The sequence below is a fragment of the Streptomyces sp. NPDC002513 genome, from assembly GCF_053595355.1.
Genome location: NZ_JBSFXK010000012.1, coordinates 64042 through 77634 on the forward strand (window position 1 = coordinate 64042; position 13593 = coordinate 77634).

Sequence of the window (13593 nt, forward strand, 5' to 3'; positions counted from 1 at the left end):
GACTTGCGGACATCGGCGTGCTGCGGGCCAGTTGCCTCCGTTCGGCCGCATCCCGTCTGATCTGATCGGCGTGCTGCCCGCAGCCGGTCCTCGTGTACTTACCGCCGTCTGCCGTCGGGGACGTGCACCCCGCGACCGACGACCCGAAAGTCGTACGCACGGTGCGACGAGTAGACCCTATGATCACTCCGCCCCAGCATCCATCCGCTGCGGCCACACACGCCTCCGAGACAGGCCAAGACGATGACGAGCACCGCCCGCAAAGCTCCCTGGATCCTTGCCCGCTCCGCGCAGGCAGCGATAGTGGCGGCCGCCGTGGCGGACGCGTTCCGCTCGGCGGCAGTCCGGGATCACTATCTGCACCACACGGATGCGTCCCTGCACAAGTCGGGCTTCATCTCCATGATCTTCCTCTATCTGATGAATCTTGCGATCGTGCTGTTCCTCGTGTGGCTCGCCCGGTCCCGGCGCAACGCCCAGGAGCTGTCCCCCCAGGCCTCGGTCCCGAGTCGGGGCTGGACGATCGGCGCGTGGTTCATACCAGTGGTCAACTTCTTTGTCCCGCGCCGGTTCGTCCTCGACATCGGGCGCGCGAGTTCCGCGTCGTGGGAGCAGAAGCGAGACACGACACTGGTGAACCTGTGGTGGGTCGCCTGGATCACGCACGCGGTGGTGCTCGTGGTGGGGGGCTGGGTGGCCCCGGGGTCGACGGCCTTCCTCGTGGTGGCGGAGGCGCTCATGATCGCGGCGGCCGTGCTGCTGGGGCTCGTCATCGAGCGCATCACGGCGTTGCAGAGCGCCGCGCTCGGCGCCACCGTTCCGGTCGCACCTCTCGCCCAGGCGTGAGGCAGTTCCCCCGATGCACTCCCCCACAGCGACGTGCTGTGCTGCGCGCGTGACCGGCAATTACCTGGCCTCGTGGAACCCGGCGCCCACCCGACGTGACAACCGGGCCGTCAACCTGCCCCAGCCCCGGAAAGACCGCACCTCGACGCAAACACAGAGTCCCCGTCAGCACACCGACGAGGACTCATGAACGATCGAGGCTAGGCTGAAGACATGGACTGGGGGCCCTTGCTCGGCACGGCACTTGGCGCGCTTGTGGGCGTCGGCTCGACCGTGATCGTCGATCGTGTCCGGTGGCAGCGTGATCAGACGGCACGGCAGCGGGACATAAAACGTCAGCTCTACGGCGAATACTTGGCCGCACTGATGCGGACGAGGAATCAGTTGAAAGACATCGCGTCATCATCTCTCGGCGCAGAGGATCGTGCCCTACAGGCTGCAGAATCATTCCGCGAGGGCGGGGCCTACGAGCTGCGATATCAGATGTCCATCACCGCTTCCGCGGTCGTCGTCGAGCACTCAGATGCTTCCCTCAGGCGACTGCGAGAGGTACGGAACCAGATCCAAGAGGGCGTCACTGGCGATGACCTCAAAGAGGCCTACAGCATAATGATGACCACTGTCAAGGCACTCTGGGACGCGATGCGCTCGGACCTCGAAGCAGGCGAATGACATCCGTCCATCGCGCGAGCACGGGACGCGCGCCCTGCGGCACTTCTCTGCATTCGCGTTGCTGGACGCGGGCGAGAGCATCAAGGCCGTCAGCGAGTACATGGGACATGCTGACCCGGCACTGACGCTGCGGGTGTACGCCCACCTGATGCCCGACAGCCGCGAGCGTGCCCGTCGCGCCATTGACTCGGTGTTTCAGAGCATCTTCCACGAAGATCACGGCCCACAGACGGTCCAGTGCGGCACGGATGGCCCCTCGACTGCATTTCTGTACAGGTCAGGGGACGTTTTCCTAGAGGGACCCTCAGAAGTTCCTCAACTCTGCTTTGGCCGGTGGAAGACGAGGGCATCCCCCGTTCACCCGGGAAAACGGAGGGGCTTTTCGGGGCCGCCCGGGGGGATACGGAAGGGGGACGAGGTCATGATTGTCGGCATCGGTGTGGTGATCGTCTGCATCGCCATCGTGGTGAGCCTCGTGAGGGACCGCCGCAGGCGCGGCCGGAAGGCCGCTTCGCGGGCGACGGCCCGAGGGGCGCGGACGCGGGGGTTCTCGCGCACCAGCGGCGGCAGCAGTGGTAGTAGCAGCAGCGGCAGCAGCAGTGACAGCGGCAGCAGTTGGTGGGCCGGCGACTCCTCCTCGGGCGGTCACCACTCCGGGGGGCACCACTCCTGTGGAGGGGGCCACTCCTGCGGCGGCCACTCGTCCTGCGGGTCGTCGTGCGGCGGGGGCGGATGCGGCGGAGGCAACTGACACGGGGGGCAACTGATGCGGGGGACGCGGCCGACACGGGGGACGTCGCCAACCCGGGGGACGGCTGATACGGGGGATGCGGCCGACCCGGGGGCGCGGACGGGGGAGGGGGCGGCCGGCGGGAGGGGGACGGCCGGCGAGAGGGAGGCCGGTGAGGGGGGGCCGGTCTCCCGCGGGGGTCACGCAGCCGGGTCGCGTGTGCCCGTCGGGATGTTCTCCCGGCGGGCACGCGGCAGGAGGCCTGCCGGCGGGAGCGACGTGAGCGACACGGGGGAGCGTCACCCGGCCGAGGGGGCGCGCGGATGCGTGACGTCCGTATCGTGCGCTACCGCGCGCCCGACCGGGGCTGAAGGGGCGCATCCGTCAGCCGCGCCAATGCCCCTGGCGTACGCCGTAGTTGAACAGATGCGCTGTTGAGCCCTCGGGGGGATGGAAACCGTGCGCTCTTGGGTAAAAACGCTGTGGCGACGCCGCAGTTCGTGATTCCCTCTCAACCACCGAAGCAGCCCGCGGACGCCCTTCGGACACCTGTCCCGCAAGCGTCCTCCCCACCGGGCCGACCGGACGTACCACCCGACTGGCCGGGCCGGCCTCGTCCGCCAGTGCCACGACCGGGGTGCGCCGGACCCACTCCTCACCTTGCGTGCCAGCGGAGCCGACCCATGCTCACGACCCTGAACACCTCGTACACCGACACGCGTGCGGCCGACCTCGCCTGGACCATGGGCCGTGAGCCGCTGCCCGCGCTCGCCGCACTCGACCTCGAACTGTTAGGCACACGGCTGCAGTTGAGACTGCTCGGTGCCTCCCACCAGGTACTTCTCGAGGAGGAGCGGGGCATCTGTTCGGAGACGGTGGCGTGCATCGCGGGCTCCAGCGCCCCGCTGCCGCTGGGCGTGGCCAAACGGGTCGACGACTGGGAGTACGAGTTCGCGGCCCAGGTCGAGGTCCTCTCGCCCCGTTCTTTCGCGGACCGCGCCCAGGAGTTGCTGGCCCTGGTCTCCGACCACCCCCATGGCCTGGTCGGCGTCTTCCCCGGAAGCCCGTACGCGTTCACGGCGATGGTGGCCCGGCACCACGAGGGCCAGGTCCACTGGCGCACCTGGCACGCCTATCCGCAGGACGGCCAGTTGGTCGCGACCCGGACCCGGGTCGGGATGAGGACACCGGCGGCGCGGGCCGACGACGCCCCGTCCCGGCTCAGCCCCTCCCTGGTGTGAGGAGGCGACGGTTCCACCGATGCGGTCCCCTACGTCCTGTTCCACAGGTGCAGTTCCCTCCGTGCGGTTCCCTCCGGGCAGTTCCACACGTGTGGGTGACAAAGCCCGCCGCGCCCCTGACGTAGCGTTCCCAGCGTGATCGAACCGCACGCGCCCGCACCACCCGGCGTGCCGCGCTCCTGGGGCGAGGGCGGCACGGCCGAGGCGCGGCTGCCCGTGCGCCCCGGCACCGGACGGTTCCTCGTCCTCGTCGGCGTGCTCGTCTGCGCGGCCTGCGGACTCGTGTACGAACTCGAACTCGTCGCCCTGTCCTCGTACGTGCTCGGGGACTCCGTCACCCAGGCCTCCGTCGTGCTCTCGGTGATGGTCTTCGCGATGGGCATCGGCTCGCTCGCCGCGAAGCGGCTCCGCTTCCGCGCCGCCGCCGGTTTCGGCGCGGTGGAGGCGGTGCTCGCGCTCGTCGGCGGTTCGAGTGCCATGGCCCTGTACGCGGTCTTCGCCTGGACCGGTGACTGGGGCGGCGTCTGGTCCGGCGGACCGCGCTGTCTGCTGGTCGGCTTCTCGCTCGCGATCGGCCTGCTCATCGGTGCCGAGGTGCCCCTGCTGATGGAGCTGATCCAGCGCATCCGCCGCCAGGACGCGGGCGGTGTGGTCGCGGACCTCTTCGCCGCGGACTACGTAGGTGCGCTGGTCGGCGGCCTCGCCTTCCCCTTCCTGCTGCTCCCGCAGCTCGGGCAGCTCACCGGCGCCCTGCTCACCGGGGCGGTCAACGCGGTCGCGGGCGGTGCCCTGGTCCTCGGCCTGTTCCGGCGGGACCTGAGCCGCCGCGGCCGCTGGCTGCTGCTGACGGCCAACGTCGTCGTGCTGGTGCTGCTCGGCACGGCGGCCGCCCTGGTGGGCGACTTCGAGCGGGCCGCACGCCAGGCGGTGTACGGGGGCCACGTCCGGGTCGCGGCGCGCGGCGAGGCCCAGGAGGCGGTGCTCACCGGCGGCACCCAAGGCCGCCCCCTGGACCTCTTCCTCGGCGGCCGGCTGCGGGTGGACGGCAGCGACGAGCGTCTCTACCACCAGGCGCTGGTGCACCCCGCGATGAGCGGCGGACCGCACGCGCGCGTGCTCGTGCTCGGCGGCGGCGACGGCCTCGCGGTGCGCGAGGTGCTGAGCCGGCCCGGGGTGCGGCGGGTCGACGTGGTCGAACCGGACCCGGCGGTGGTCCTGCTGGCCCGCCGCGACCGGGCCCTGTCCGCGCTGAACGGCCACGCCTTCGCCGACCCGCGGGTCCGGGTGCGGACGGCGGACCCGTTCTGCTGGCTCAGACGCCCCCGGGGGACGTACGACGTGGTGATCGCGGACCTCCCGGACCCGGGCATCGCGGAGAGCACGAAGCTGTACGCACAGGAGTTCTACGGCCTGGCCCGCCGCGTGCTCGCGCCGGACGGCCGTCTGGTGGTGCACGCGGGCCCGGTGGTCTCCCGCCCGCGCGTCTTCTGGACGGTGGAGGCGACGGTGCGGGCGGCGGGCCTGCGTACGGTCCCGTACCGCGTCCCCGCCCGCGCCGCCGCCGGCGACGGGCAGTCCGCGGGCGGCCCGGACGGCACCGGGCGTTCCGCGGGTCTGTCCCAAGCCCCGGACGACTGGGGTTTCGTGCTCGCGGCCCGGACCCGCCCGGTGCTGACCCTGGACCCGCGCACGCCGCGCCTGCCGGCGCTGACCCCGGCGTCCCTGCGGGCGGACGCACGGGAGGCGGCGCGCACCCGGCTGCCGGACCTGCCGCCCTCGACGCTGCTGCACCCGCGGTACACACACTGAGGCCCCCCGTCCTCCACCCTTCTCGGCCGTGTGAATCCTGCGCCGTACGGGTGCGGTTCGGGCTGTGCTGGGTAGGCTCGGCAGACATGGAGCATGAGGTGTTCGTTCCGGTTCCCCTCGATCGGCTCGGCCGGGCGTTGGCCGATCCCGCACGGGTGGCGCGTGCGATCCCCGGCCTCCAGCAGGACGCCGGCACGGACCCCGTGGCCGGCCGGCTGAAGGTCCGGGTCGGCGGCCACACGATCACCTACCGCGGCACGCTGCGGATCGCGGGGCAGGACGACGGCTCGTACCTGGTGGAGGGCGAGGCCGCCGAGGTCCGCGGCACCGGCGCGGTGAAGCTGTCCCTGTCCGTACGTCTGCGCCCGGCCGAGGGCGGCACCACGGTCGTGTTCACCGGAACGGCCGCGGGGGACGGCCGGATCGCGGAACTGCCCGCGGACGCGGTGGCGTCGGCGGGGACACGGCTGCTGAGCCGGTGCGCGGAGAACCTGGGGGAGGCCCTGCCGCCCGCTGGGGCGGAGACGGGGCGCGCGGCGGAGCACCTGGCCGAGGCGGCCTCCTCGGGGCCCGGCGCCGAGGTGTTCGAGGAGTCGGCGGAGGAGACGGGCGAGGCGGCGGCTGAGGGGACGGGCGAGGCGGCGGGCAAGGAGACGGGCGAAGAGCCGGCTGAGGGGACGGGCGGCGCGTCTTCGGGGGCGGAGGAGCCCAGGGCTCCCGGGGCCCCCGCGTCCCCCGCGCGTCCCTCGGTCTTCGACGCCGACATCCCCCCGTCGTCCCTCGATCCGTTCGCGGACGACGAGGACGAGGACGAGGACGACGACGAGGACGAGGACGAGGACGGCTTCGAGGGCGACGACGAGCCTCCGGCCGAGGCGGCGCACGCCCGGCGCACGATGATCGGTCGTAGCGCCGAGGAAGTCGACCACGCGCCCCCGCGCGGCCGCTACGCGCCCGTTCCGGCCCCGGAGACCACGACCGTCACCATCACCCTGCGCTGGGCCGCCCCGGCGGCAGCCCTGCTCGTGGCCTCGGCCGTCGTGGCGGGCCGCCTGCTGCGCCGCCGCCGGTGACGGGCGACGGCATGTCCTCTTGATCGGGGAAGTAGGGTCGGCCTCGTGAGTAACGACGAGATCACGTTGGCCGCGGGAGACGCGGAAGTCGTGCTGGCGCCGGCGAACGGCGGGCGGGTGCGGAGCCTGAGCGTCGGCGGCACGGAGCTGCTGCGGCAGGGCGAGCGGTACGGGTGCTTCCCGATGGTCCCCTGGTGCGGGCGCATCCGGAACGGCATGTTCCGCGACGGCGGCACGGTCTACCAGATGCCCCTCAACGCCCCGCCGCACGCCATCCACGGCACCGCCCGCGACGGCGCCTGGAGCGTGGCCCGCGCCGAGCGGACCGAGGCCGTCCTCACCTACGACCTGGTCGCCCCCTGGCCGTATGCGGGCCGGGTCACCCAGCTCGCCTCGCTCACCCCCGACGCGCTCACGCTGACCATGTCGGTCGAGACGTACGACTCCTCCTTCCCGGCCCAGGTCGGCTGGCACCCGTGGTTCCACCGCACCCTCGGCGGCGAGGACGTGCGCCTCGGCTTCGCCCCCGCCTGGCAGGAGGAGCGCGGCGAGGACCACCTGCCCACCGGCAACCGCATCGACCCCGAGCCCGGCCCCTGGGACGACTGCTTCGGCATGCCCGGCGGCGTCGACGTCACCCTCACCTGGCCGGGAGTGCTGGAACTGCGGGTCACCAGCCGCGAGGAGTGGGTCGTGGTGTACGACGAGCAGCCGGAGGCGGTGTGTGTGGAACCGCAGACCGGCCCGCCGAACGGCCTCAACACCCTTCCGCGCCTGGTCACCCCCATCGAGCCGCTGGAGGCCACGACGACCTGGACCTGGCGCCGCCCTTAAGCTGACGGGCATGAGTGACGTACGCGGTGAGCTGTTGCAGCAGATCAAGGACAAGGCCGTGGTGCACGGCAAGGTGACCCTGTCGTCGGGCAAGGAAGCCGACTACTACGTCGACCTGCGCCGCATCACGCTCGACGGGGTGGCCGCCCCGCTGGTCGGTCAGGTCATGCTCGACCTGACCGCCGACCTGGACTACGAGGCGGTCGGCGGCCTGACCCTGGGCGCCGACCCGGTGGCCACCGCGATGCTGCACGCCTCCGCCGCGCGCGGGAGGACGCTCGACGCGTTCGTCGTCCGCAAGGCCGGCAAGGCGCACGGCCTGCAGCGGCGTATCGAGGGCACCGAGGTCGCCGGCCGGCGGGTGCTGGCCGTCGAGGACACCTCCACCACCGGCGGCTCGGTGCTGACCGCCGTCGAGGCGCTGCGGGAGGCCGGTGCCGAGGTCGTCGCGGTCGCCACGATCGTGGACCGGGCGACCGGCGCGGCCGAGGCGGTCGCCGAGAAAGCGGGGGTGCCGTACCTGTTCGCGTACTCCAAGGACGAACTGGGCCTGGACTGAGGCAGGAGTTTTCCACAGGCTGGACACGGTGTCCGGAGGCATCCGGCTCCGTCTGCGAAGATGGGGCCGACGATGACGTCACTCCCTAGGTCAGGGCCGTACGCACGCAGAACGCAACCCGCAGAACAAGGAGCGGACAGATGCCCATCGCAACCCCCGAGGTCTACAACGAGATGCTCGACCGGGCGAAGGCAGGCAAGTTCGCCTACCCGGCCATCAACGTGACGTCCTCCCAGACCCTGCACGCGGCCCTGCGCGGTTTCGCGGAGGCGGAGAGCGACGGCATCGTCCAGATCTCGACGGGTGGCGCCGAGTTCCTGGGCGGTCAGTACAGCAAGGACATGGTCAGCGGTGCCATGGGCCTGGCCGAGTTCGCGCACATCGTCGCCGAGAAGTACCCGGTCAACATCGCGCTGCACACCGACCACTGCCCGAAGGACAAGCTCGACGGGTATGTGCGTCCGCTGCTGGCGATCTCCGAGGAGCGGGTCAGGGCCGGCCGCAACCCGCTGTTCCAGTCCCACATGTGGGACGGCTCGGCGGAGACCCTCGCCGACAACCTGAAGATCGCTCAGGAGCTGCTGGAGCGCGCCCGGGCCGCGAAGATCATCCTCGAGGTGGAGATCACCCCGACCGGCGGCGAGGAGGACGGCGTCTCCCACGAGATCAACGACTCCCTCTACACGACGGTCGACGACGCGATCCGCACGGCCGAGGCGCTCGGCCTCGGCGAGAAGGGCCGCTACCTGCTGGCCGCGTCCTTCGGCAACGTGCACGGCGTGTACAAGCCGGGCAACGTCGTCCTGCGCCCCGAGCTGCTGAAGGAGCTGAGCGAGGGCGTCGCCGCCAAGTTCGGCCGCCCCGCCGACAGCAAGCCGTTCAACTTCGTCTTCCACGGCGGCTCCGGCTCCACCGAGCAGGAGATCCGGACGGCGCTGGAAAACGGCGTGGTCAAGATGAACATCGACACCGACACGCAGTACGCCTTCACCCGCCCCATCGCCGACCACATGTTCAAGAACTACGACGGCGTCCTGAAGGTCGACGGCGAGGTCGGCTCCAAGAAGACCTACGACCCGCGCACCTGGGGCAAGGTGGCCGAGGCGTCGATGGCCAAGCGCGTCGTGGAGGCCTGCGGCCACCTCCGCTCGACCGGCAACAAGATCAAGTAGCCGCGGTTCCCGAAGAATTCGGCGGATGACCGACGGGCCCGGCCACCGGGCCCGTCACCCCTCTGGCCCTGGAGCGGCCGACGCGGGATGATCTCCCCATGGCTGTCACCGCACGTCAGGCCCCCGCCGTCCGGGTGGGTTCCCCGCAGGGCACATGGATCCTCTTGACGACCGTGCTCGGCTCCAGCATGGCGCTGCTGGACTCCACCGTCGTCAACGTCGCCCTCCCCCGCATCGGCCGCGACTTCGACGCGAGCCTCTCCGCCCTGCAGTGGACCGTCAACGCCTACATGGTCACGCTGGCCGGTCTGATCCTCCTCGGCGGCGCCCTCGGTGACCGCTTCGGCCGCCGCAGGATCTTCGTCCTCGGGGTGGTGTGGTTCGCGAGCGCGTCCTTGCTGTGCGGCCTCGCCCCCACCCCGGGCGTCCTCATCGCCGCACGCGCCCTGCAGGGCATCGGCGGCGCCCTGCTGACCCCCGGCTCGCTCGCCCTCATCCAGGCGTCGTTCCACCCGGACGACCGTGCGCGGGCGGTAGGCCTGTGGTCCGGCTTCGGCGGAATCGGCGCCGCCATCGGCCCGTTCGTCGGCGGCTGGCTGGTGGACGGGCCGGGCTGGCGCTGGGTCTTCCTCCTCAACGTCCCGCTGGCGCTGCTCTGTGTGCCCATCGCCCTGCGGCACGTCCCCGAGTCCGCCGACGGAGGCGAGCACGGCCGCTTCGACGTCCTCGGCGCCGTCCTCGGCGCCCTGTCCCTCGCCCTGGTGACGTACGCCCTGATCGAGGCCCGCTCCGGTTCCCCGGCCGTGCCCGTCCTGGGGGTCGCGGGCGTCGCCGCGGGCATCGCCTTCGGGTACGTCGAGAAGCACCGCGCCGACCCGATGATGCCGCCCGACATCTTCTCCTCCCGCCAGTTCACATCGGTCAATCTGGTGACCCTCTGCGTCTACGCGGCCTTCGGCGGCTTCTTCTTCCTCACCGCCCTCCAGCTCCAGGTGGTGTCGGGGTACTCGCCGCTGGGGGCCGGTACGGCACTGCTGCCCACCACCGTCCTCATGCTCCTGTTCTCGGCCCGCTCCGGCGCCCTGGCCGAGCGCATCGGGCCACGCATCCCGCTCACCGTCGGCCCGCTGCTGTGCGCGGCGGGCATGCTGCTGATGCTGCGCGTCGGCAAGGACGCCTCGTACGCGGCCGACGTCCTGCCCGCGCTGCTGGTGATGGGGGCGGGCATGGTCACCCTGGTCGCCCCGCTGACCGCGACCGTGCTCGCCTCGGTGGACACCGCCCGGGCGGGCCTGGCCAGCGGCATCAACAACGCGGCGGCCCGCGCGGCCGGACTGGTCGCGGTGGCCGCGCTGCCGCTGCTGACCGGCATGGGCCCGGAGGCCTACCGCGCGGCGGACGCGTTCGACGCCGCCTTCCGCCGTGCGATGCCGCTGTGCGCGGGCATCCTGGCGGTCGGCGCGGTGCTCGCCTTCGCGACCGTGCGCCGCCCGGGGGCGGACTCCCAGCACCCCGAGTGCCGCACACACGGCTGGCTGACGTCCCCACCCCTGGAAACCCCGCGCGAGACCGGCACCCCCGGCACCGACGCGACGCCGTGACGGCGTGCGCGCCGCCACCGTTCCCGGGCGTGGTGACGGGGTGCGCGCCACGGGGCGGGCGGGTGCGGTGCCCCTGTCTCCGCCGCGCTCCGGCGGGGTGAGGGCAGCCGGTGCCGGTCATGGGTGATGGCGCACACTGGGACCCATGACCCTTCACGAGAACCTCCTCGGGGGCCCGCCCCCGACCCGTCTGCCCGACGACCCCGAGCCGCGCGAACTCCTCGCGAACGGCGTGGCGCCCGCCGAGGTCGCGGCCAGGTACCCGGCCTCCTCGCTCGCCTGGGCACAGCTCGCCGACGACGCGTTCGCGCGGGACTCGGTCGTCGAGTCGTACGCCTACGCCCGGACGGGCTACCACCGCGGCCTGGACGCCCTGCGCCGCAGCGGCTGGAAGGGCCACGGACCCGTGCCCTGGGAGCACGAGCCGAACCGCGGCTTTCTGCGTGCCCTGCACGCCCTCGCGCGCGCCGCGCACGCCATCGGTGAGCAGGACGAGTACGAGCGCTGCACACAGTTCCTGAAGGACTCCTCGCCGACCGCGGCCCAGACGCTCGGCTAGCGGCGAAGCAGCGGCGAAGACGCCCCGGGCCGGCGGCGAGGGTCCGGGACGGTGGCGAAAGAGTGGGCGAGGCCCGCCTGTGACCAGGCGGGCCTTGCGGGGCCCGGGTGCCTCACGCAGGATGCGGGTGGGGACCGGGGCCCCCGTGCCGGCATCGGCAGGGGCGGACCGCTACCCGGAGCACATCACAGGAGACAGCGATGTCCCAGCAGGCTCATCGGTCCGAGGAGACTCAGGAGCCCGAGACCCCGCATCTCGATTTCCAGGGCACGACGCCGTACGAGGACTACGTCAAGGCGGACGTGCTCACCCACCTCCAGCACACCCTCTCCGACGACCCGGGAGAGATGGTCTTCCTCGTCACGACCCAGGTGATGGAGCTGTGGTTCACGGTGATCGTCCACGAGTGGGAATCCGCGGCCCGCGCTCTGCGCGAGGACCAGGTGCCGACGGCGGTCGACGCGCTGAAGAGGTCCGTACGGGAGCTGCACGCGCTCAACGAGTCCTGGTGGCCCCTCGCGCAGCTGACGCCCGCGCAGTTCAACTCCTACCGCTCCGCCCTCGGCGAGGGTTCCGGCTTCCAGTCGGTGATGTACCGCCGTATGGAGTTCCTGCTCGGCGAGAAGTCCTCGTCCATGCTGGTCCCGCACCGGGGCGCGCCGCGCGCGTACGCCGAACTGGAGAAGGCGCTGCACGAGCCGAGCCTGTACGACGAGGTGCTGCGGCTCCTCGCGCGGCGCGGGCACCCGGTCCCGGATGCGGTGCTGCACCGTGACGTCTCCCTGCGCTACGAGCCCTCGGAGCAGGTGGAGGCGGTGTGGACCGCCCTGTACTCCGGGGATCCGGCGGACGAACTCGCCCGGCTGGGCGAGGTGCTGACCGATGTGGCGGAACTGGTGTGGCGCTGGCGCAACGACCATCTGCTGGCCACCCGGCGCGCGATGGGCGCCAAGCCCGGCACCGGCGGTTCCGCCGGGGTGGCCTGGCTGGAGAAGCGGGCGCAGAAGAACGTCTTCCCCGAGCTGTGGACGGCGAGGTCCCATGTCTGATCAGGCCGAGAAGGCAAGGAACCTGGACGCGGCGGACGACCTGGCCGCGCTGCGGGCGAAGTTCGTCCTCGACGAGGCCGTCTACCTGGACGGGAACTCGCTGGGCGCCCTCCCGGCGGCCGTGCCCGGCCGGATGGAGGACGTCGTCCGCAGACAGTGGGGGCGCTTGCGGATCCGCTCCTGGGACGAGAGCGGCTGGTGGACCGCGCCGGAGCGGATCGGCGACCGGATCGCCCCGCTGGTCGGGGCGGCGCCCGGGCAGATCGTGGTGGGCGACTCGACCAGCGTCAACGTCTTCAAGGCGTTGGTGGCGGCCGTGCGCATGGCCGCGCGGGACGGGGACGGCCGGGACGAGATCCTGGTCGACGCGACGACGTTCCCGACGGACGGTTACCTCGCCCAGTCGGCGGCGCGGATGACCGGCTGCACCCTGCGCCCGGTGGTCCCGGCCGAGGTACCGGGCGCCCTGACCGGCCGTACGGCGGCGGTGCTGCTGAACCACGTCGACTACCGCACGGGCCGGCTGCACGATCTGCCCGGCCTGACGGCCGCGGTGCACGCGGCGGGCGCGGTGTCGGTCTGGGACCTGTGCCACAGCGCGGGCGCCCTGCCCGTCGGCCTGGACGCGCACGGCGTCGACCTGGCGGTCGGCTGCACCTACAAGTATCTGAACGGCGGCCCGGGCGCACCCGCCTACCTGTATGTGCGGCGGGAGCTGCAGGACCGCTTCGACTCCCCGCTGCCGGGCTGGAACTCGCATGCGGAGCCGTTCGGTATGCACAGCGCGTACGAGCCGGCGGCGGGCGCGCCGCGCGGCCGTGTCGGCACCCCGGACATCCTGTCCATGCTGGCCCTGGAGGCGGCACTCGAGGTGTGGGACGGGGTGTCGATCGACGCGGTGCGCGCCAAGTCCCTCGCGCTCACGGACTTCTTCCTGGAGTGCGTGGCGGCGTACGTCCCCGAGGGCCGGGTGGAGTCGCTGACCCCGGGGGCCCACGCGGAGCGCGGCAGCCAGGTCGCGCTGCGGTGCGAGGGCGCGGGCGACGTGATGAAGCGGCTGATCGCGGGCGGTGTGGTCGGCGACTTCCGTCCGCCGGACGTGCTGCGCTTCGGGTTCACCCCGCTGTACGTGGGCTTCGCGGACGTGGAGCGGGCGGCGCGGGTGCTGGCGGAGGTGGTGTCCTGACCCTGGAGTGAGCCCGGCGGCGGCACCGTCAAGGTCACCTGTGGCGGGCCGGCCGGTGGCCCCGCACACCGCGGTGCCACCGGCCCTCTCCGCACCTCACCGAGGTCCCTCACCGAGCGTGACAACCCCGTGTGGACGCGCGTCACCCGCCTGATACCGTCCCCGCCAACGGCCGGTTTCCTGACGGCCGATGCGTACGCATCCCCGTTTCACCGCTGAGAGGTTGGAGCATGCCGGACGACGCCCCCCCGCGATCCCGCAG

Annotated in this window: 12 protein-coding genes and 1 pseudogene; all 13 read left to right on the forward strand. The window is 72.2% G+C overall.

The window, feature by feature from the left end; genetic code table 11:
• The first annotated feature begins 243 nt into the window (after window positions 1-243).
• The 13 genes and pseudogenes from ACWD5Q_RS11345 to kynU all read left to right on the forward strand — a co-directional run bounded on the left by ACWD5Q_RS11345 (window position 244) and on the right by kynU (window position 13331).
• Window positions 244-846 (forward strand): DUF4328 domain-containing protein, encoded by a 603-nt coding sequence (locus tag ACWD5Q_RS11345; protein ID WP_451426783.1) that lies wholly within the window; start codon window positions 244-246, stop codon window positions 844-846.
• Window positions 847-1059: 213 nt separating this feature from the next.
• Window positions 1060-1518, forward strand: a complete 459-nt coding sequence (locus ACWD5Q_RS11350) for a hypothetical protein (protein WP_451426784.1) — start codon at window positions 1060-1062, stop codon at window positions 1516-1518.
• Window positions 1519-1528: 10 nt separating this feature from the next.
• Window positions 1529-1714, forward strand: a pseudogene (locus ACWD5Q_RS11355) (tyrosine-type recombinase/integrase); the annotation flags it as partial.
• Window positions 1715-2931: 1217 nt separating this feature from the next.
• The gene (locus ACWD5Q_RS11360; protein WP_451426785.1) at window positions 2932-3489 is read left to right on the forward strand and encodes a DUF2617 family protein; all 558 of its coding nucleotides are present in this window, start codon (window positions 2932-2934) and stop codon (window positions 3487-3489) included.
• Window positions 3490-3624: 135 nt separating this feature from the next.
• Entirely contained in the window at window positions 3625-5298 is a 1674-nt protein-coding gene (locus tag ACWD5Q_RS11365; RefSeq protein WP_451426786.1) for a polyamine aminopropyltransferase, read from the forward strand.
• 86 nt (window positions 5299-5384) lie between these two features.
• Complete coding sequence (locus tag ACWD5Q_RS11370) at window positions 5385-6371, forward strand: SRPBCC family protein (protein WP_451426787.1); 987 nt, start codon at window positions 5385-5387, stop codon at window positions 6369-6371.
• A gap of 45 nt (window positions 6372-6416) precedes the next feature.
• Window positions 6417-7205: an aldose epimerase family protein gene (locus ACWD5Q_RS11375; RefSeq protein WP_451426788.1), complete on the forward strand. Its 789-nt coding sequence runs from the start codon at window positions 6417-6419 to the stop codon at window positions 7203-7205.
• 10 nt (window positions 7206-7215) lie between these two features.
• The gene (gene pyrE, locus ACWD5Q_RS11380) at window positions 7216-7764 is read left to right on the forward strand and encodes an orotate phosphoribosyltransferase (RefSeq protein WP_451426789.1); all 549 of its coding nucleotides are present in this window, start codon (window positions 7216-7218) and stop codon (window positions 7762-7764) included.
• A gap of 140 nt (window positions 7765-7904) precedes the next feature.
• Window positions 7905-8936: a class II fructose-bisphosphate aldolase gene (fbaA, locus tag ACWD5Q_RS11385; protein ID WP_451426790.1), complete on the forward strand. Its 1032-nt coding sequence runs from the start codon at window positions 7905-7907 to the stop codon at window positions 8934-8936.
• 98 nt (window positions 8937-9034) lie between these two features.
• A complete protein-coding gene (locus ACWD5Q_RS11390; RefSeq protein WP_451426791.1) occupies window positions 9035-10537 on the forward strand; it encodes an MFS transporter in 1503 nt (500 codons plus the stop codon).
• Window positions 10538-10682: 145 nt separating this feature from the next.
• Window positions 10683-11096, forward strand: coding sequence for a DUF3151 domain-containing protein (locus ACWD5Q_RS11395; RefSeq protein WP_451426792.1), 414 nt, complete (start codon window positions 10683-10685; stop codon window positions 11094-11096).
• 200 nt (window positions 11097-11296) lie between these two features.
• Window positions 11297-12145, forward strand: coding sequence for a tryptophan 2,3-dioxygenase family protein (locus ACWD5Q_RS11400; RefSeq protein ID WP_451426793.1), 849 nt, complete (start codon window positions 11297-11299; stop codon window positions 12143-12145).
• Window positions 12138-13331, forward strand: a complete 1194-nt coding sequence (gene kynU / locus ACWD5Q_RS11405) for a kynureninase (protein ID WP_451426794.1) — start codon at window positions 12138-12140, stop codon at window positions 13329-13331. The genes ACWD5Q_RS11400 and kynU overlap by 8 nt, the downstream gene beginning before the upstream one ends.
• Window positions 13332-13593: the final 262 nt, after the last annotated feature.